This is a genomic window from Actinosynnema sp. NPDC050801, from assembly GCF_040673975.1.
In the GTDB taxonomy this organism is placed as follows: Bacteria; Actinomycetota; Actinomycetes; order Mycobacteriales; family Pseudonocardiaceae; genus Actinosynnema.
The window spans coordinates 1-18703 of sequence record NZ_JBFAQZ010000029.1 but is presented as its reverse complement, the minus strand read 5'-3'; the positions used below and the strand labels follow the sequence as shown (position 1 = coordinate 18703).

The window sequence follows — 18703 nt, the reverse complement described above, 5'->3', positions numbered from 1 at the left end:
GGCGGTGGGCGAGAGGGATCCGCCTCCCCCCTGGTTCTGGGGGGAGCACCGATTCTGGGAGCGCTCCCAGATAGGCAGGATTGGACCGTAGCCAGCTGGATCGGTCGACGGCAAGGGTGCGCGCTTAGGCCATCCGAGTGAAGTGCGCTGGGTGATCAACGACAGGCGTCGAACCGGTCGAAGTCGACGTCGAATCGATTCGAAAACGCCGCGACCCGGGCCTGGGCCCGGGTCGCGACAGGTGTTCCGACGTTCGGCGTCAGGCGCTCGAACGGGTGACCATCGAGGTCGGCAGGAGCAGGAACGGCGGCAGGTTCTCCTCGCCGGCCAGCTCCGCCATCAACCGCCACGTCATCGTGCGCCCCAGCTGCTCCACGTCCTGCCGGATCGTGGTCAGCGGCGGCACCGCCGTGGAGGCGATCATCAGGTCGTCGAACCCGACCACGGCCACGTCCTCGGGCACCCGCTTGCCGTGCGCGTGCAGGGTCTGCAACGCGCCCAGTGCCATGATGTCCGCGCCGACGAACACCGCGTCCAGGTCCGGTGCCCGCTTGAGCAGGTCGGCCATGGCCGCGGCGCCGCTCTCCGGGGTGAAGTCCCCGTACGCGACCAGGTCGGTGTCGGCCCGGGCCTGGCTGAGCCCGCGCTTCCAGCCCGAGAGGCGGTCCATGCCGACCGCCATGTCCCGGGGACCGGCGATCGTGGCGATGCGCTTGTGGCCCTGCGAGACCAGGTAGCGCGCCGCCTCCATGGCGCCGTTGAAGTTGTCCGAGTCCACATAGGGCACTCCGCCCGCGCCGAGCGGCCTGCCGCAGACCACGGTCGGCAGGCCCGCGTCGGCGAGCGTGCGGGGCAGCGGGTCCTGGCCGTGCAGGCTGATCACCAGCACGCCGTCCACGTGGCCGCCGCAGAGGTAGTTGACGAGGTCCTGCTCGTCACCCTCCTTGCTCATCATGAGCACGAGCTGGACCCGCTTGCCCGCGAGTTCGGCGTGCACGCCGCGCAGCACACCCGCGAAGAACGGGTCGTTCAGCACCCGGCTGCCCTGCTCGGACACGACCATCGCGATGCAGTTGGCCCGGCTGCCCGCGAGGGTCCGAGCCGCCTGGTTGGGGCTGTACCCGAGCTTCCCGATGGCCTGGTGCACGGCCTCGCGGGCCCTCGAACTGACGTACGGCTCGCCGTTGATCACCCGGGAGACGGTCGACTTCGACACTCCGGCTGCACGAGCGACCTCCTCGAGCCGGGTGTTGGGTCGTCGCGCCTTGGGCGGGTCAACGGCATCTGTCACGGAGCGACCGTCGCCGCGAGAGCGTTGCCACGGGCAACCTGCGAGTACCACATGGCGCTCATCTTAGGCGTCCGCACCTGGGTCTCGTAGTCGACATGCACGATCCCGAACCGCTTGGCGTAACCCTCGGCCCATTCGAAGTTGTCCATGAGCGACCACGCGAAGTAACCGCGCAGGTCCACACCAGCCCCGATCGCCTCATGCGCCGCCCGGAGGTGCGACTCGATGTAACCGAGCCGCTCCGGGTCGTTGATCGAGCCGTCGTCGCTGACCGAGTCGCGGTAGGCCGCGCCGTTCTCGGTGACGTACATCGGGATGCTGGGGTAGTCCTGGTGCACGCGCATGAGCACCTTGTACAGGCCGTCCGGCTGCACCTCCCAGTCCATGTCGGTGCGGGGCAGCCCGCGGCTGGGGAACGAGACGTGCTCCGCGCCGACCCACGGTGACCCGGTCGGGCGACGCCCGTTGGTCTGGACCTGCTCGGCAGCCTCGGCCGCGGCGGGGTCCGGCGTGCCGCTGACGAAATGCTCGGCGTAGTAGTTGACGCCCAGCTGGTCCAGCGGCGCGGAGATGATCTCCAGGTCGTTCTCGCGGATGTGCTTCGAGAAGCCGTAGGGCTCCAGGTCCTCCACGATGTCCGCCGGGTACTCGCCCTTGAACAGCGGGTCCAGGAAGATCCGGTTCTGCAGGCCGTCGAGCCGGCGGGCGGCGTCGACGTCGGCCGGGTCCTCCGGGTTCGCCGGGATGATCGGGTACATGTTGAGCGTGATGCCGACCTTGGCGTTCGGCGCCTGCTCCCGGATCGCGGCGGTGGCCAGGCCGTGGGCCAGCAGCAGGTGGTGCACGGCCGCGACGGCGGCCTCCGGCTCCTGGCGACCGGGCGCGTGCACGCCGGCGGCGTAGCTGAGCAGCGACGAGCACCACGGCTCGTTGAGCGTGGTCCAGTTGTCCACCCGGTCACCGAGCGCGCCGACGACCGACTCGGCGTACTCCGCGAAGCGGTACGCGGTGTCGCGGTTGGCCCAGCCGCCCTCGTCCTCCAGGGTCTGCGGGAGGTCCCAGTGGTAGAGGGTCAGCCACGGGGCGATGTTGTTCTCCAGCAGCTTGTCGACCAGCCGGGAGTAGAAGTCCAGGCCGGCCTGGTTGACCGGACCACCGTCCGGGCGGATGCGCGGCCACGCCGTGGAGAACCGGTAGGCCTGCAGCCCGAGGTCGACCATGAGCTGGACGTCTTCGTCGACGCGGTAGTAGTGGTCGGCGGCGGGGTCTCCCGTGTCGCCGCCCACCACCGCGCCGGGGACCTTGCAGAACGTGTCCCAGATGGACGCGGTGCGACCGTCCGCGGTGGTCGCGCCTTCGATCTGGAACGCCGCTGTCGCGGCGCCCCACACGAATCCCTCGGGAAAGGAAATCGACTCCACAGCTACCCCTTCACAGCACCCTGCATGATCCCGGCGACGATCTGCCGACCGAGTACGAGGAAGACGATCAAAATCGGGACCGTGGCCATGGTGGTCCCGGCGAGCACGAGCGAGTTGTCGACGTAGTAGCCGCTCTGCAACTTCTCCAGGGCGACCTGCATCGTCGGGTTGTCGGCGTTGAGCACGATCAACGGCCAGAGGAAGTCGTTCCACGACATCATGAACGTGAAGATGCCGAGCATGGCGGCGGCCGGGCGCACCGCGGGCAGGCACACGTGCCAGAACGTGCGGATCATGCTGCACCCGTCCATGCGGGCCGCCTCGATCAGCTCGTCCGGCACCGCGTCGGCGATGTACTGGCGCATCCAGAACACGCCGAACGCGGTCACCAGGTTGGGGATGATGACCGCGCCGAGGGTGCCTGACCAGCCGTACTCCGCCATCGCCATGTAGAGCGGGATGATGCCGAGCTGCGTGGGCACGGCGAGCGTGGCGACCACGAAGACCATCAGCGGTCCCCGGCCCTTGAACCGCAGCTTGGCGAAGGCGAACCCGGCCAGGGTCGACAGCACCACCACCGACACGGTGACCGTGCCGGAGACCAGGATGCTGTTGCCCAGCGCCTTCCAGAACGGGATCGTGTCGAGCACGCGGCCCGCGTTGTGGAAGAAGTTCCCGCCGGGCAGCAGGGGTGCGTCGGCGGTGAACTTCTGGTCGTCGTGGCTGGCCACCAGGAACGACCAGTAGAACGGGAACGCCGAGCCGAGGATGAACGCGATCAGGATGCCGTAGACGACGAAGCCGGGCCGCCGGTCGGCGAGCGAGATCCTCTTCGAGCCGCGCCGCCTGGCGGGCTTGGGCCCGGTGGCGGTCGGCCGGTCGGTGATGGTCGCCATCACGCCTCCCCACTGGATGCGAGCCTGCGGGTGAGCAGGAAGTTGATCCCGGCGATCACGATGATGACCATGAACAGGATCCAGGCCATCGCCGAGGCGTAGCCGAGGTCCTGGCTCTGGAAGCCGGCTTGGTACATGTAGAGCACGACCGTCTGGTACTGGTGGGTCGCGCCGCCGTTGGCACCCGCCGAGGGCGAGAACAGCAACGGCTCGGTGAAGATCTGCAGACCGCCGATGGTCGAGGTGACGACCACGAAGATCAGGGTGGGGCGCAGCATCGGCAGCGTGATGCTGGTGAACTGGCGCACCTTGCTCGCGCCGTCGACCCAGGCCGCCTCGTAGACGTCGCGCGGGATGGCCTGCATGGCGGCCAGCACGATCAGGGCGTTGTAGCCCGTCCAGCGCCAGTTGACCATGGTGGCGATGGCGACGTGGCTCCACCAGCGGTCGGCCTGCCAGTCGATCCGGTCGACGCCGAACAGCTCCAGGATGTTGTTGACGGTGCCGTACTGCACGCCGAACAGGTCGCCGAAGATGATGGTCAGGGCGACGAGGCTGGCCACGTAGGGCAGCAGCACGCCCATCCGCCAGCCGGTCCGCCCGCGCAGCGCGGTGTTGAGCAGCACGGCCAACAGCACCGCGATGATGAGCTGCGGGATCGTGGAGATCGCGAAGATGCTGAACGTGTTGACCATCGCGTTCCAGAACTGCGAGTCGGCCAACAGCGCGGTGTAGTTCTCGATGCCGACGAACGGCTGCTCGTCCGCGCCCAGCTCCCACTCGAACAGGGAGATGTAGGCGGTGTAGAGCAGCGGGAACAGGCCCACCACGGCGAACAGGATGAAGAACGGGGCGATGTACACGTACGGCGAGAACTTCACGTCCAGGCGGGTGAGCCGGTAACGCCAGCTCAACTTGCCCGGACCGATGTCATCGTTGTCGTCGCGCCGCGGCGGGCGGGGCTCGGCGCCCCGCCCGCGCGTGACCGTGAGCTCGGTCGTCATTACTTGGCAGCCTTCTTGGCTCCCTCGATGACCTGCTTCCACGCGTCCTCAGGCGAGGTGCCCTGCTCGACCGAGGTCAGCGCCGGGGAGACCACGTTGTCCTGGATCTCACCGTCCTGCGGGCCCTTGTACTGGGCGGCCGCGACCTTGTTGGCCTGCTCGGCGAACAGCAGGCCGACCTTCTCGCCGCCGAAGTACTCGCTGGTCTGGTTCAGCAGCTCGGGCGAGATCAGGGCCTGGGTCTGGCTCGGGAACGTGCCCTTGGCCTTGAACGCCTTGATCTGCTGCTCCGGCGCGGTCAGCCACGCGGCCAGCTTGGCGGCCTCGGCCTTGTTCTTGCCCTGCTTCGGGACGGTCAGGTACGAGCCGCCCCAGTTGCCGCCGCCGCCGGGGAACGCCGCGGTGACGGCCCACTTGCCCTTGTGGTCGGGGCCGGCGTTGCCCTCGATGACACCCAGCATCCAGGACGGGCAGGTCTTGGTGGCGAACGCCGACTCCTTGAAGCCGGTCTCCCACTCGGGGCTCCACGCGGCGAGCTTGGCCGACTGGCCGCCCGCGACCGCGGCGGTGACCTGGTCGAAGATCTTCTTGTCGTCGTTGGTCTCGATCACGAGCTTGTCGTCGCGGTCGAAGTAGCCGGTCTCGGCCTGGTTGTGCATCGGGTTGAAGATCTGCGCGGCCGAGTCGAACCACGGCTTGCCGGTCGCCTTGACGTACTTGTCACCGGCCTCGAAGTACGAGTCCCAGGTCGCGAACAGGGCCTTGACGCCCTCGGCGTCGGACGGCAGGTTCGCGGCCGCGAGCATGTCCTTGCGGTAGCACATGGCCAGCGGGCCGATGTCGGTGCCGTAGCCGATGAGCTTGTTGTCCTTGGTGGTGACCGCGTCGACCTTCCACTGCAGCCAGCGGTCCTCGCGGACGTCCTTCGGGCCGATCTCCTTGAGGTCCTCGAACTGGCCCGACTTGGCCATGACCTGGCTCAGGAAGCCCTCTTCGACGGCTTCGACGTCGGCCAGACCGGAGCCGGCGCCCAGCTTGGTGAACAGGTTCTGGTGGTGCGGGGCACCCTGGCCGGTCTTGCGCTGCGTGACCTTGACGTTCGGGTTGGCGGCCTCGTACTCCTTGAGGAGTTCCTCGTAGCCGAACTCGTTGAAGGTCGCGATGGTCAGCTCGACCTTGCCGTCGGGCGAGGTCCCCGACCCTCCCGAGCCACAGGCCGTGGCGACTGTGGCAAGCACTGCGGTGCAGGCCAGGACTTTGGCCAAGCCTGCTCGACGGTAGCGCACGAGAACTCCTCAGTTGATCGGCGGTGAACGTTCTGGGAGCGCTCCCAGGTTTTGGGGGAGTGTGGTTCGCGCCACGGAGTTGTGTCAAGCTCCCGTGTCCGCGCTGTTACCGACGTTGCGACGTTTGCCTTGCTGGACCGATTCTGCTAGCGGTGTGTTCAGTGGTCCGTTCAGGCACTGTTCGTAGACCGGTCGGACACGCTCGGTTCATCCCCGAGCCGATGGCCCGGAAGAATTCACCGGTCGTGTCCCCCACTCACCCGCCACCAGTCTGCACCGGATGTGCGCGATAGTCGCCCACCACTGCTGCGCGAGTCGCGCGCCGGGGCACGCCGAGTCGTGCGGTCGGGGCGGTGCGAGTCGGCCCGCCGGGTGGCGCGCGAGGGCGGGTCGACTCACGCGGTCGACCCGCCGGCACGCGACCGGGCGTCCATTCAGGACCGGAAAGTGCCACCCTTTGTCGGCGGCGCTCTGATCCGCCGACACGGGACGCCGGAATTTAGGGGTACCCCTTATTCCCGGCTCAACGGCCGTCTTCGAGATCGCCTTCGGATTCCAGGTACGCCGCTTGGAGCGCTTCCAGCGTCGCCGGCTCCGGGTGCTCCCACATACCCCGGTTCGCCGCCTCCAAGAGCCGTTCGGAGATGCCGTGCAGCGCCCACGGGTTCGACTTCGCCAGGAACTCGCGGTTCACCGGGTCCAGCACGTAGCTGGCCGCGAGCTGCTCGTACATCCAGTCCGCGACCACGCCGGTGGTGGCGTCGTAGCCGAACAGGTAGTCCACCGTCGCGGCGAGTTCGAACGCCCCCTTATAACCGTGCTTGCGCATTGCGGCCAACCACCGCGGGTTCACCACCCGGGCGCGGAAGATCCGGTTCGTCTCCTCGTGCAGCGTTCTGGTCCGCACCGCGTCGGGCCGCGTGCTGTCGCCGACATAAGCGGCGGGCGCTTTACCGGTCAGCGCGCGGACGGTGGCGATCATTCCGCCGTGGTACTGGAAGTAGTCGTCGGAATCGGCGATGTCGTGTTCGCGGGTGTCGATGTTCTTCGCCGCGACCGCGATGCGCTTGTAGGCGCTCTCCATGGCCGGCCGCGCTTCGACTCCGTCGAGTTCGCGGCCGTAGGCGTAGCCGCCCCACACCGCGTACACCTCGGCAAGATCGGCGTCGTCGCGCCAGTTCCGGCTGTCGATGAGCGGGAGCAGGCCGGCGCCGTATGCGCCCGGTTTGCTACCGAAGATGCGCATTGTCGACCTTCGCGGGTCGTTGTGCTGCGCGAGATCGGCTTGGGCGTGTGCCCGGACGTAGTTGTCCGCGGCCGACTCGTCCAGGTTCGCCACTAGTCGCACCGCGTCATCGATCAGTGCCACTACGTGCGGGAATGCGTCGCGGAAGAAGCCGCTGATGCGCACCGTGACGTCGATTCGGGGCCGGTTCAGCTCGACGAGCGGGATCACTTCCAGACCGACCACCCGCCGGGACTGGTCGTCCCACCGCGGCCGGACGCCCAACAGGGCGAGCACCTCGGCGACGTCGTCACCGGCCGTGCGCATGGCGCTGGTGCCCCAGACCGACAGGCCGACCGACGGCGGCCACTCCCCCGTCTCGGACCGGTAGCGCTCCAGCAGCGAGTCGGCCATGGCCTGGCCGGTCTCCCAGGCCAGCCGGGACGGCACCGCCTTGGGGTCGACCGAGTAGAAGTTGCGGCCCGTCGGCAGCACGTTGACCAGGCCGCGCAGCGGCGAGCCGCTCGGACCGGCCGGTACGTAGCCGCCGTCGAGGGCGTGCAGGACGTTGGTCAGCTCGTCCGTGGTGCGCGCCAGCCGGGGCACGACCTCCAGCGCGGCGAACTCCAGGACCCGCGCGACGTCCTCGACGTCGGTGAGGGTGCGGGCCGCGTTCACATCCCAATTGGCGTCTTCCATGGCTTGGACGAGCGCGCGGGCCTGTTGTTCGACCCGGTCGGTCGCGGTCCGGTCGTTGGCGCTCTCGGCCAGGCCGAGCGCCTCGCGCAGGCCGGGCAGCGCCGCGACCTGGCCCGCCCACATCTGCTTGGCCTGGAGGATCGACAGCACGAGGTTGACCCTGGTCCCGCCGGTGGGCGCCGCGCCGAGGACGTGCAGGCCGTCGCGGATCTGCACGTCCTTGACCTCGCACAGCCAGCCGTCGACGTGCAGGATCAGCTCGTCGAACTCGGCGTCGTGCGGCCGGTCGTCCAGGCCGAGGTCGTGGTCGAGCTTCGCGGCCTGGATGAGGGTCCAGATCTGCGCCCGGATGGCCGGCAGCTTGGCCGGGTCCATGGCGGCGATGTTGCCGTGCTCGTCCAGCAGCTGCTCCAGCCGGGCGATGTCGCCGTAGCTGTCGGCCCTGGCCATCGGCGGCACGAGGTGGTCCACCAGGGTGGCGTGCGCCCGCCGCTTGGCCTGGGTGCCCTCGCCCGGGTCGTTGACCAGGAACGGGTAGATCAGCGGCAGGTCGCCCAGGGCGGCGTCGGGGCCGCAGCCCGCCGACATGCCGACGGTCTTGCCGGGCAGCCACTCCAGGTTGCCGTGCTTGCCGACGTGCACCACGGCGTCGGCGCCGAACTCGTCCTCCAGCCAGCGGTAGGCGGCCAGGTAGTGGTGGCTCGGCGGCAGGTCGGGGTCGTGGTAGATGGCGATCGGGTTCTCGCCGAAGCCGCGGGGCGGCTGGACCATGACCACGACGTTGCCCGAGCGCAGGGCGGCCAGGACGATCTCGCCGTCGGGGTCCTTCGACCGGTCCACGAACAGCTCACCGGGAGCTTCGCCCCAGTGCTGCTCCATCTCCTGCCGGGTGTCCTCCGGAAGGGTCGTGTACCACTCCCGGTAGCGGGCGGCGGGAAGCCGGACCGGGTTGCCCTGGAGCTGCTCCTCGGTCAACCAGTCGGCGTCCTGGCCGCCGGCCGCGATGAGGGCGTGGATCAACGCGTCGCCGTCGAGGTCCGCCACGCCGGGCAGCTCGTCGCCGATGTCGTAGCCGTGGTCCTTCATCGCGGTGAGCAACCGGACCACGCTGGCCGGGGTGTCCAGCCCGACCGCGTTGCCGATGCGGGAGTGCTTGGTCGGGTACGCCGAGAGCATGACCGCGATCCGTCGTTCGGCCGGCGGGATGTGCCGCAGCCTGCCGTGGCGGACGGCGATGCCCGCGACCCGCGACGCACGCTCCTCGTCGGCGACGTAGACGGTGAGGCCGTCCTCGTCGACCTCCTTGAACGAGAACGGCACGGTGATGATCCGGCCGTCGAACTCGGGGATCGCCACCTGGGTCGCGGTGTCCAAAGGGGACAGTCCGTCGTCGTTCTCGTCCCACGCGGCACGGCTGCCGGTCAAGCACAGGGCCTGGAGGATCGGGACGTCCAGGGCCGCCAACGCGCCCACGTCCCACGCGTCGTCGTCGCCACCGGCGGCCGCGGCGGCGGGCTTGGTGCCGCCCGCCGCCAACACGGTGACCACCAGCGCGTCCGCTCGGCCCAGTTCGGCCAGCAGTTCCGGGTCGGCCGCGCGCAGGGAGGCGCAGTAGACCGGCAGCGGCCGGCCGCCCTTGGCCACGATCGCGTCGCACAGCGCGTGCACGAACGCCGTGTTGCCGGCCACGTGGTGGGCCCGGTAGTACAGGACCGCGATGGTCGGGCCCTCGCCGGCCTGCTCCCGCTCCAGCAGGCCCCAGGTGGGCGTCGGCTCGGGCGGCGCGAAGCCGTGACCGGTGAGCAGCACGGTGTCGGACAGGAAGTGGTGCAGCTGGGCGAGGTTCGCCGCGCCGCCGTGCGCCAGGTACGCGTGCGCCTCCGCGCACACACCGCCCGGCACGGTCGACAGCTCCATCAGCGGCGCGTCGGGGTTCTGCTCACCGCCCAGCACCACCACCGGCAGACCCGAGGCGAGCAGCCGGTCGAGGCCCTCCTCCCACATCCGGCGACCGCCGAGGATGCGCACGACCACCAGGTCGACGCCCTCCACCAGCGCCGGGAGGTCGTCCGCGGCGGTGCGGGCGGGGTTGGCCAGGCGGTAGTCCGCGCCACTGGCACGGGCGGACAGCAGGTCCGTGTCGGAGGTCGACAACAGCAGGATCACGTGCGGGCTCCATCCCTCGGGGGTCCTCGCCCCGGTCGTGGGGGACGGCGAGCGGAGTTCCTGACTCCCGGGGCACGCCCGGTCACAGTGGCGGGACCGCGCCGGATTCACACCGGCTTCCTCCTGCTGCTTCGCCGTTCGGAGGTCACCCTAACGGCAGTTAGCATCCAGTCCATGCCCACGGCACCCCATGCGCCCTCCGCGGAGGCGACCACGTCGGCAGGCCGCACCCACCCGGACGCCTGCCCCGGTGCCGTCGACGTGCACCGGGCCGCCGACGGCGGGTTGGCCCGGGTCCGGGTACCCGGCGGCACGGTGAGCGCGGCGCAGGTCGACGTGCTGCGGACCGCCGCCCTCGAACTCGGTGACGGGTTCCTGGAGCTCACCTCGCGGGCGAACGTGCAGATCAGGGGCTTGGCGCCGGGCGCGGAGCACGAGCTGGGCGCCCGGTTGCGCGACGTCGGCCTGCTGCCCTCGCTGACCCACGAGCGGATGCGCAACATCGTCGCCGCGCCGTTGGAGGACAACCAGGCGTTGGTCGACGCGATCGACGCGGCGTTGCGCGCGGTGCCCGGGCTGGCGTCCCTGCCAGGGCGTTTCCTGGTCACGGTGGGTGGCGCGGTGAGCGGCCTGTCGGGTGACGTCGGGCTCGTCGACGACGCGTTGTTCCTGGCAGGACGGGATTCCGGGCTCCGCGTGACCGATCCAGTGGACGCCGTGGTGACCGCCGCACGCGTGTTCGGCGAGATCCGCGGCGACGCCTGGCGGCTGTCCGAAGTGGACGGCGGTGTGCGGAAGATCACCGACGCGCTGGGCGTTCCGGGCGACGCGCGGATCGAGCCGACTGTGATGCCCGTCGCACCGGGCGTGCACGGGTCGGTGGTCGTGGCCGGCGTGCCGTTGGGGCGCTGGGACGCGCGGCTGCTCGCCGGCGTGCCGGTGCGGCTCACGCCGTGGCGCAGCGTGGTGCTGCCGGCCGGGAGCGATACCAGTGGCCTGTTCACGTCGCCGGACTCGCGGTGGCACGGGGTGAGCGCGTGCACCGGGCGGCCGGGGTGCGCGAAGTCCCTGGCCGACGTGCGGGCCGACGCCACCCGGTGGGTCGACACCCGGACCGCGCCGGGACGCGTGCACTGGTCCGGTTGCGCCCGGCGGTGCGGCCGGCCGGCCGGCGACGTGGTGGAGTTCGTCGCGACCGGCGACGGGTACGAGGAGATCAGGTGACCAGCTACGTCAAGGACGGCGCGGAGATCTACCGCCGTTCCTTCGCCACCATCCGCGCCGAGGCCGACCTGGCGCGGTTCCCGTCGGACGTGTCCCGGGTGGTGGTGCGCATGATCCACGCCTGCGGGATGGTCGACCTGGTCCCGGACGTCGACTTCTCGCCACACGTGGTGCGCGACGCGCGGGCCGCGCTGCTGGCGGGTGCGCCGATCCTCTGCGACGCGCAGATGGTCGCGGCGGGCGTCACGCGCCGCCGGCTGCCCGCCGACAACGAGGTCGTGTGCACGTTGGGCGACCCGCGCGTGCCGGGGTTGGCGGCGGAGCTGGGCAACACGCGCAGTGCGGCGGCGTTGGAGCTGTGGCGCGACCGGCTGGAGGGCGCGGTGGTGGCCATCGGCAACGCGCCGACCGCGTTGTTCCACCTGCTGGACATGGTCGCGGCCGGCGCGCCCCGGCCGGCGGCCGTGCTCGGCGTGCCCGTCGGGTTCATCGGCGCGGCCGAGTCGAAGGACGCGTTGGCGGACAACGCTCTGGGACTGGAGTACCTGGTCGTGCGCGGTCGTCGGGGCGGCAGCGCCATGACCGCGGCGGCGCTCAACGCGATCGCGAGTGAGGAAGAATGACGGGCAAGCTGTACGGGGTCGGGGTGGGGCCGGGCGACCCGGAGCTGGTGACCGTCAAGGCGGCGCGGCTGATCGGCGAGGCGGACGTGGTCGTGTTCCACAGCGCGCGGCACGGGCGGAGCGTGGCGCGCCGGATCGCCGCGCCGTACCTGCGCGTCGGTCAGGTCGAGGAGCAGCTGGTCTACCCGGTCACGACCGAGGACTCCGACGACTACCAGGGCGAGATCGACGCGTTCTACGAGGAGTGCGCGGCGCGCTTGGCCGCGCACCTCGACGCGGGCCGCACGGTCGTGGTGCTGGCGGCGGGCGACCCGTTCTTCTACGGCTCCTACATGCACCTGCACAAGCGGTTGGCGCACCGGTACGAGGCCGAGGTCGTGCCCGGGGTGACGTCGGTGAGCGCGGGCGCGGCGGTGATCGGGCGGCCGCTGGTGGAGCGCGACGAGGTGCTGACCGTGCTGCCGGGCACGTTGTCCGCGGACGCGCTGGTGGAGCACCTGGCCGGCGGCGACCCGGTGGCGATCATGAAGCTGGGCCGGACGTTCCCGCAGGTGCGCGAGGCGTTGGCGCGGGCGGGGCGGTTGGACGAGGCCTGGTACGTGGAGCGGGCCACGACCGGGGCGCAGCGGACCGCGCCGCTGTCCGAAGTGGACGCCGACGGCGTGCCGTACTTCTCGTTGGCGCTGCTGCCGAGCAGGCCCGCCCCTCCCCGTTCGGACGGCGACGGCGGGGTCGTGGTGGTCGGTCTCGGTCCGGCCGGGCCGGAGTGGTTGACGCCGCAGGCCCGTCGCGCCTTGGCGGAGGCGGACGACCTGGTGGGGTACGTGACCTACCTGGACCGGGTGCCGGTCAACCCCCGGCAGCGGCGGCACGCCTCCGACAACAAGGTCGAGGCCGAACGGGCCGCGTTCGCGCTGGACCTGGCCAAGCGCGGGCGGCGGGTCGCGGTGGTGTCGTCCGGCGACCCGGGCGTGTTCGCGATGGCCAGCGCGGTGCTGGAGGTGGCGACCGAGGAGCAGTTCTCGGACGTGCCGGTGCGGGTGCTGCCGGGGTTGACCGCCGCGCACGCGGTGGCCAGCCGGGTCGGCGCGCCGCTGGGGCACGACTACTGCGTGGTGTCGCTGTCGGACCGGCTCAAGCCGTGGGAGGTGATCGAGGAGCGGCTGGCGGCGGCGGCCGGGGCCGACCTGGTGCTGGCGATCTACAACCCGGCCTCGCGCAGCCGCACGTGGCAGGTGGACAAGGCGCGTGACGTGCTGCTGCGCCACCGCTCCCCGGACACGCCGGTCGTCGTCGGGCGTGACGTCGGCGGGCCGGAGGAGTCCGTCCGGGTGGTGCGGTTGGTCGACCTGGACGCGTCCACGGTGGACATGCGGTGCCTGCTGCTGGTCGGCTCGTCCCAGACCACCGTCAGCGCGCGCGGCACCGTGTTCACCCCGCGCCGCTACCCCGGGTGAGCCAGTCGACCGCCTCGGCCACCGTCTCCACCAGCGGCGCGTCGGGCGGCGGCGGTCGGCGCACGACCACGACCGGGAGGCCGAGGTGACGTGCGGCGGCCAGCTTCGCCGCCGTCATCGGCCCACCGCTGTCCTTGGTGACCAGCACCTCGATCCGGTGCTCGCGCAGCAGCGCGAGCTCGCCGTCCACTGTGTACGGCCCGCGGTCGAGCACCACGTGCAGGCGGGGGTTGGGCGGGTCGGGCGGGTCGACCGTGCGCGCGACACCGCCGGTGAACGCGGCCAGCTCCCGGCGTCCGGTGGTGATGAACGCCCGGCGCCCGGCCACGAGCTCGGCGGCCTCGGCGACCGTGTCCACGTACCGCCAGTTGTCCTCGGGTGGCCAGCCGGGGCGGCGCAGCACGAGGAACGGGGTGCCGGTCGCGGTGGTGGCGGCGAGGGCGTTCGCGGTGATGCGGTCGGCGAACGGGTGCGTGGCGTCCACGACGGCGTCGACGTGCTCGGCCCTGAGGTAGGCCACGAGCCCCTCGGCGCCGCCGAACCCGCCGATGCGGACCTCGCCCTCGGGCAGCTTCGGATCGGCCACTCGGCCGGCCAGCGACGAGATCACCCGGAGGTCGGTGAGCGCGGCGGCCAGTTCGCGCGCCTCACCCGTGCCACCCAGTACCAGCACGGTCTTCACGGCTGTTGCATCCTGTCGTCGTGAGCACGAACCTGCGCTTCGGCTGGACGACCGGCGCCTGCGCCACCGCCGCGACCACGGCGGCGTACACGGCGCTGCTCACCGGCGAGTTCCCCGACCCGGTGCGGATCGTGCTGCCGAAGGGGCAGACGCCGTCGTTCGCGCTGGCCCGCGAAGCGCTGTCCGACGACCGGGCGTTCGCCGCGATCGTGAAGGACGCGGGCGACGACCCGGACGTCACGCACGGCGCGCTGGTCGGGTCCACCGTCCGGCACGGTGCGCCGGGCAGCGGGGTGGTGTTCGAGGCCGGTCCCGGCGTCGGCACGGTGACCAAGCCCGGTCTGCCGCTGCCGGTGGGCGAACCGGCGATCAACCCCGTGCCGCGGCAGATGATGCGCGAGCACATCGCGCGGGTGGCCCTTGAGCACGGCGGCAGCGGCGACGTGGTCGTGTCGATCTCGGTCGAGCACGGTGAGGAGCTGGCCCGCAAGACGTGGAACCCCCGGTTGGGGATCCTGGGCGGGCTGTCGATCCTCGGCACGACGGGGATCGTGGTGCCGTACTCGTGCTCGGCGTGGATCGACAGCATCCGGCGCGGTATCGACGTGGCGCGCGCCCAGGGCTACCGGCACGTGGCCGGGTGCACGGGGAGCACGTCGGAGAAGGTCGCGGCGGCGGTGCACGCGCTGCCCGAGGACGCGTTGCTGGACATGGGCGACTTCGCCGGGGCCGTGTTGAAGTACCTGCGCCGTCACCCCGTGCCCCGGCTGACCGTCGCGGGCGGGATCGGGAAGCTGTCCAAGCTGGCCGACGGGCACCTCGACCTGCACTCCGGGCGTTCGCAGGTCGACCTGGGTTTCCTGGCGTCCCTGGTGGACGACCCCGCCGCGGCCTCGGCGATCACGGAGGCCAACACCGCGCTGGGTGCCTTGCAGGTGTGCCAGGCGGCCGGCGTGCCGCTGGGCGACCTGGTTGCCGTCCGCGCCAAGGCGACCGCCGACGACGTGCTGCGCGGCGCTCCCGTCACCGTGGACGTGATCGTGATCGACCGCGCGGGCACCATCGTCGGCCGGGCCTGACACCGTCACGAGCGGCAGCGGGTGGTCGAGTACAGGTGGCTGTCCTGGAAGCCCTCGGCCGCCAGCACCTTGCCCACGACGATGACGGCGGTCCGTTTCACGCCCGCCGCCCGCACCTGGTCGGCGATGTCGGCGAGCGTGCCGCGCAGCACCAACTCGTCCTCACGGCTCGCACGGGCGACCACCGCGACCGGGCAGTCCGCGCCGTAGCCCGGCAGGAGGTCCGCGACCACCTCCGCGATCCGCTGCACGGCCAGGTGCAGCACCAGAGTCGCCCCGGAGCGCCCCAGGGTCACCAGGTCCTCGCCCGGCGGCATGGGCGTCGCGCGGGCCGACGTGCGGGTCAGGATGACGGTCTGCCCCACCCCCGGGACGGTCAGCTCGCGGTTCAACGCGGCCGCCGCGGCGGCGAAGGCGGGCACACCCGGCGTCACGTCGTACGAGATGCCCAGCGCGTCCAGCCGGCGCATCTGCTCGGCCATCGCGCTGAACACCGACGGGTCACCCGAGTGCAGCCGCGCCACCTGCCGGCCGGCCGCGTGCGCGGTGGCGAGCTCGGTCGTGATCTCGTCCAGGTCCAGGTTCGCGGTGTCCACCAGGTGGACACCGGGCGGGCAGTGTTCGAGGACTTCGACCGGCACCAGCGCGCCCGCGTACAGGCAGACCGGTGACTCGGCGATGAGCCGCGCCGCCCGCAGGGTCAGCAGGTCGGCCGCGCCGGGTCCGGCGCCGATGAAGTGGACGGTCACGCGTTCTCCTTGGTCACGGCCCAGGTGGTCACGGGCAGCTGCGGACGCCAGCCGGTGAAACCGCCGATCGCGGTCGCCCGGCTCACCTCGATCCGGCTCAGGTCGCCGCCCAGCAGGCCGCGCCACCGCGTCAGCACGGCCTCCGACTCCAGCGTGACGGCGTTGGCCACCAGCCGCCCGCCGGGCTTCAGGGCTTGCCAGCAGCGCTCGACCACGCCGTCGACGGTGAGGCCGCCACCGATGAACACCGCGTCGGGCGCCTCCAGGTCGAGCGCTCCGGGCGACGAGCCGACGACGACCTCGATGCCCGGCACGCCCAGCGCCGTCGCGTTGCGCGAGATGCGCGCGGCGCGCTCCGGGTGCCGCTCGACGGCGATGGCCCGACAGCGCGGGTGGGTGCGGCACCACTCGACGGCGATGCTGCCCGCGCCCGCGCCGACGTCCCACAGCAGCTCACCGGGACGCGGGGCGAGCAGCGCCAACGTCACCGCGCGCACCTCCCGCTTGGTCAACTGCCCGTCGTGCTCGTAGGACTCGTCCGGCCGGCCGGGCGTCAACGACGCGCCGCCCGCACCGCACTCGACCGCGAGCACGTGCAACGGGCCCGCGTCCTGCGGCGAGTGGTGGACCCGCTCCCCCGGCCCGCCGAGCTCCTCCAGCACGGTCAGCCGCGCGTCCGGAGCCAGCACGGCGACCTCACGGGCGTCACCGCCGAGCACCAGCAGGCGTCGGCCGGGGTGCAGGTGCGGCACGACGAGCGCCGCGGGCTTGCCGACCAGGCTCACCACGTCCACGTCGTCCAACGCCCACCCCAACCGCGCGCACGCCAGGGACGCCGACGACGGGTGCGGCACCACCCGGACCCGCTCGGCGCCCAGCAGCCTCACCAACGTGGTGCCGATGCCGTGGAACAGGGGGTCGCCGCTGGCCAGCACCCCGACCCGGCGGCCCTCGTACCGCGCCAGCAGGCCGGGCAGGGCCGGTACCAGCGGTGACGGCCACGGCACCCGTTCGAAGGCACCCGGGACCAGGTCGAGCTGCCGGGTGCTGCCCATCAGCACCTCGCACGCCGCGATCTCGTGCCGGGAGGCGGGCGGCAGGCCGTCCCAGCCGTCGGCGCCGATGCCGACGACGGTGACGTTCACACCGTCCCCAGCACGCGGGTGACGGCGATCTCGATCACCACGCGTTCCGGGTTGGGCCGGGGCGTGCGGTAGCGGTCGGCGTAGCGCCGCACGGCGTCCTCGACCACCTCCGGCTCCTGGCGGACCACGGCGCGTCCCTCCAGCGTCGACCAGCGACGTCCGTCCACTTGGCACACGGCCGCGGGCGCGCCCTGCTCGCCCGCGGCGAGGATCTGGCGGACCTTGTGCGAACCCCGTGACGTGATCACCCGGGCGGTGGCCGTCTCCACGTCCAGCGTGACGCCGACCGGCACGACGTGCGGCGTGCCGTCCGGGCGGATCGTGGTCAGCGTGCACAGGTGGCGCTCGGTCCAGAACGCGCGGAAGTCCTCGCCCTTGCTCGACAACATGCGTGCATCATGCGGCACGCACCGGCTAGGGTGGAAAACGTGACGCGCCGATTTAGCCGCCCCCGGCCGGGAGACCCGGTCGCCGGGGCCTGCGGCGTGCGCTAGTTCACGCGGTCCCGGTGGCGGACCGGCTGGGGGGACTCCCCAGCCGACGTCCACCACCGTTCGAAGGGACCACCCGCGATGCCTCGCGACCTCAGCGACCCCACGTACGGGCCGCACGCCATGCAGCTGCTGCTGGACCGGATCCTCGCCGCCCTCCCGGGTGAGCCGCGCGTGCTGCGCGACCACCCGGAGGTGTCGGTGGACGACAACTACACCGCGTTGGGCTACCCACCGGACGCCATCACCCGCGACGCCCGTTACACGCGCTACACCAGCGGTGATCGCATGTTGCGCAGCCACACGACCGCCATGGTGCCGCCCGCGTTGCGGCTGCTCGGCGCCCAGGACGACTGGGACGACGTCGTGCTCGCGTGCGTCGGGATGGTGTACCGCCGTGACGCGGTGGACCGGCTGCACTCGGGCACGCCGCACCAGCTCGACCTGTGGCGGATCTCCCACCACCGGGCCGATCTGGACGAGCTGATCGACGCCGTGATCACCGCCTCCGCACCTGGCCTGCCGTACCGCACGACCCCCGCGACCCACCCGTACACCACTGAGGGACGGCAGGTGGACGTGCTGGTCGACGGCGAGTGGCTGGAGGTCGCCGAGTGCGGCCTGGCCGCCCGCCACGTCCTGCGCCGGGCGTGGCTGCCCGACGACGTCCACGGTCTGGCCCTGGGCCTCGGCCTCGACCGCCTGCTGATGCTCCACAAGGGCATCCCCGACATCCGCCTGCTGTCCTCCGACGACCCCCGCGTAGCCACCCAGATGCTCGACCTCACGCCCTACCGACCGGTGTCCAAGCACCCACCGATCACCCGCGACATCTCCGTAGCGGTAGCCCCGACCGCCGACGCGGAAACCATCGGCGACCAAGTCCGCGCCGCCATCGGCGACCTCGCAGAGGAAGTCGCCGTCCTCAGCGAGACCCCCATCTCCGACCTACCACCAACCGCCGTCACCCGCCTCGGCGCCCACCCACACCAGAAGAACGTCCTCCTGCGCCTGATCCTCCGCCACCCCACCCGAACCCTCACCGACCAAGAAGCCAACACCGCCCGCGACACCGCCTACACCGCCGTGCACGAGGGCAACCAACCTCTACTACCAACCAACTAACCCCAATCACCCACCACCAACCCACCCCCAACGGACCCGCCACCGACCCACCGAGGCCCGATTTGACATGGGTTCGGGTGCCTTAGGCTGGACGAAGCCGGGCAGGCAGGGCGGGACGCTTTTCCCCGCCGTGCCTGCCC

15 protein-coding genes and 1 riboswitch are annotated in these 18703 nt (G+C 71.5%); of the genes, 5 read left to right on the top strand and 10 right to left on the bottom strand.

Translation table 11 applies throughout. The annotated features are described in order from the left end of the window. Positions 1-259: 259 nt before the first annotated feature. From AB0K14_RS36490 to cobN, 6 genes are all read right to left on the bottom strand, one after another. Positions 260-1291 carry a LacI family DNA-binding transcriptional regulator gene (locus tag AB0K14_RS36490; protein ID WP_360462574.1) on the bottom strand — a complete coding sequence of 344 codons (1032 nt, stop codon included), beginning with the start codon at positions 1289-1291 and terminating at the stop codon, positions 260-262. Beyond that, positions 1288-2703, bottom strand: a complete 1416-nt coding sequence (locus AB0K14_RS36485) for a GH1 family beta-glucosidase (RefSeq protein WP_360462649.1) — start codon at positions 2701-2703, stop codon at positions 1288-1290. The genes AB0K14_RS36490 and AB0K14_RS36485 overlap by 4 nt, the downstream gene beginning before the upstream one ends. An 11-nt stretch (positions 2704-2714) precedes the next feature. Next, on the bottom strand, positions 2715-3608 hold the full coding sequence (locus AB0K14_RS36480; RefSeq protein ID WP_360462571.1) for a carbohydrate ABC transporter permease: 894 nt from the start codon (positions 3606-3608) through the stop codon (positions 2715-2717). After that, on the bottom strand, positions 3608-4612 hold the full coding sequence (locus AB0K14_RS36475) for a sugar ABC transporter permease (protein ID WP_360462568.1): 1005 nt from the start codon (positions 4610-4612) through the stop codon (positions 3608-3610). The genes AB0K14_RS36480 and AB0K14_RS36475 overlap by 1 nt, the downstream gene beginning before the upstream one ends. Next, positions 4612-5850 carry an ABC transporter substrate-binding protein gene (locus tag AB0K14_RS36470; protein ID WP_360462566.1) on the bottom strand — a complete coding sequence of 413 codons (1239 nt, stop codon included), beginning with the start codon at positions 5848-5850 and terminating at the stop codon, positions 4612-4614. Before AB0K14_RS36470 ends, AB0K14_RS36475 begins: the two co-directional genes overlap by 1 nt. A gap of 571 nt (positions 5851-6421) precedes the next feature. Further along, positions 6422-9988, bottom strand: coding sequence for a cobaltochelatase subunit CobN (cobN, locus tag AB0K14_RS36465; RefSeq protein WP_360462564.1), 3567 nt, complete (start codon positions 9986-9988; stop codon positions 6422-6424). 33 nt (positions 9989-10021) lie between these two features. Further along, positions 10022-10155, bottom strand: a riboswitch (cobalamin riboswitch). 7 nt (positions 10156-10162) lie between these two features. Here cobN and AB0K14_RS36460 point away from each other — a divergent pair. Genes AB0K14_RS36460 through cobJ form a run of 3 tightly spaced genes read left to right on the top strand, consistent with a single transcriptional unit; the run spans position 10163 to position 13292 of the window. Then, entirely contained in the window at positions 10163-11212 is a 1050-nt protein-coding gene (locus tag AB0K14_RS36460) for a hypothetical protein (RefSeq protein WP_360462560.1), read from the top strand. Then, on the top strand, positions 11209-11835 hold the full coding sequence (locus tag AB0K14_RS36455; protein WP_360462557.1) for a precorrin-8X methylmutase: 627 nt from the start codon (positions 11209-11211) through the stop codon (positions 11833-11835). Before AB0K14_RS36460 ends, AB0K14_RS36455 begins: the two co-directional genes overlap by 4 nt. After that, positions 11832-13292 (top strand): precorrin-3B C(17)-methyltransferase, encoded by a 1461-nt coding sequence (cobJ, locus tag AB0K14_RS36450; protein ID WP_360462554.1) that lies wholly within the window; start codon positions 11832-11834, stop codon positions 13290-13292. Before AB0K14_RS36455 ends, cobJ begins: the two co-directional genes overlap by 4 nt. On the opposite strand, the gene AB0K14_RS36445 is transcribed toward cobJ, so the two are convergent. After that, entirely contained in the window at positions 13267-13974 is a 708-nt protein-coding gene (locus AB0K14_RS36445) for a cobalt-precorrin-6A reductase (RefSeq protein WP_360462551.1), read from the bottom strand. The genes cobJ and AB0K14_RS36445 overlap by 26 nt on opposite strands. 20 nt (positions 13975-13994) lie before the next feature. On the opposite strand from AB0K14_RS36445, the gene AB0K14_RS36440 reads away from it, so the two are divergent. Next, a complete protein-coding gene (locus AB0K14_RS36440; RefSeq protein WP_360462548.1) occupies positions 13995-15053 on the top strand; it encodes a cobalt-precorrin-5B (C(1))-methyltransferase in 1059 nt (352 codons plus the stop codon). A gap of 5 nt (positions 15054-15058) precedes the next feature. On the opposite strand, the gene cobM is transcribed toward AB0K14_RS36440, so the two are convergent. Genes cobM through AB0K14_RS36425 form a run of 3 tightly spaced genes read right to left on the bottom strand, consistent with a single transcriptional unit; the run spans position 15059 to position 17336 of the window. Next, positions 15059-15802: a precorrin-4 C(11)-methyltransferase gene (cobM, locus tag AB0K14_RS36435; protein ID WP_360462544.1), complete on the bottom strand. Its 744-nt coding sequence runs from the start codon at positions 15800-15802 to the stop codon at positions 15059-15061. Next, positions 15799-16947 carry a precorrin-6y C5,15-methyltransferase (decarboxylating) subunit CbiE gene (gene cbiE, locus AB0K14_RS36430; RefSeq protein WP_360462541.1) on the bottom strand — a complete coding sequence of 383 codons (1149 nt, stop codon included), beginning with the start codon at positions 16945-16947 and terminating at the stop codon, positions 15799-15801. The genes cobM and cbiE overlap by 4 nt, the downstream gene beginning before the upstream one ends. Beyond that, positions 16944-17336 (bottom strand): TIGR03618 family F420-dependent PPOX class oxidoreductase, encoded by a 393-nt coding sequence (locus AB0K14_RS36425; protein ID WP_360462538.1) that lies wholly within the window; start codon positions 17334-17336, stop codon positions 16944-16946. The genes cbiE and AB0K14_RS36425 overlap by 4 nt, the downstream gene beginning before the upstream one ends. Before the next feature lie 183 nt (positions 17337-17519). On the opposite strand from AB0K14_RS36425, the gene AB0K14_RS36420 reads away from it, so the two are divergent. Then, positions 17520-18563: a hypothetical protein gene (locus AB0K14_RS36420; protein ID WP_360462535.1), complete on the top strand. Its 1044-nt coding sequence runs from the start codon at positions 17520-17522 to the stop codon at positions 18561-18563. Positions 18564-18703: the final 140 nt, after the last annotated feature.

What these genes read in the sequence shown, in the direction of transcription:
- AB0K14_RS36460 (WP_360462560.1), top strand. Translation starts at nt 10,163, where the DNA reads ATGCCCACGGCACCCCATGCGCCCTCCGCGGAGGCGACCACGTCGGCA.
- AB0K14_RS36425 (WP_360462538.1), bottom strand. Translation starts at nt 17,336, where the DNA reads ATGTTGTCGAGCAAGGGCGAGGACTTCCGCGCGTTCTGGACCGAGCGC.
- AB0K14_RS36480 (WP_360462571.1), bottom strand. Translation starts at nt 3,608, where the DNA reads ATGGCGACCATCACCGACCGGCCGACCGCCACCGGGCCCAAGCCCGCC.
- AB0K14_RS36420 (WP_360462535.1), top strand. Translation starts at nt 17,520, where the DNA reads ATGCCTCGCGACCTCAGCGACCCCACGTACGGGCCGCACGCCATGCAG.
- AB0K14_RS36475 (WP_360462568.1), bottom strand. Translation starts at nt 4,612, where the DNA reads ATGACGACCGAGCTCACGGTCACGCGCGGGCGGGGCGCCGAGCCCCGC.
- cobJ (WP_360462554.1), top strand. Translation starts at nt 11,832, where the DNA reads ATGACGGGCAAGCTGTACGGGGTCGGGGTGGGGCCGGGCGACCCGGAG.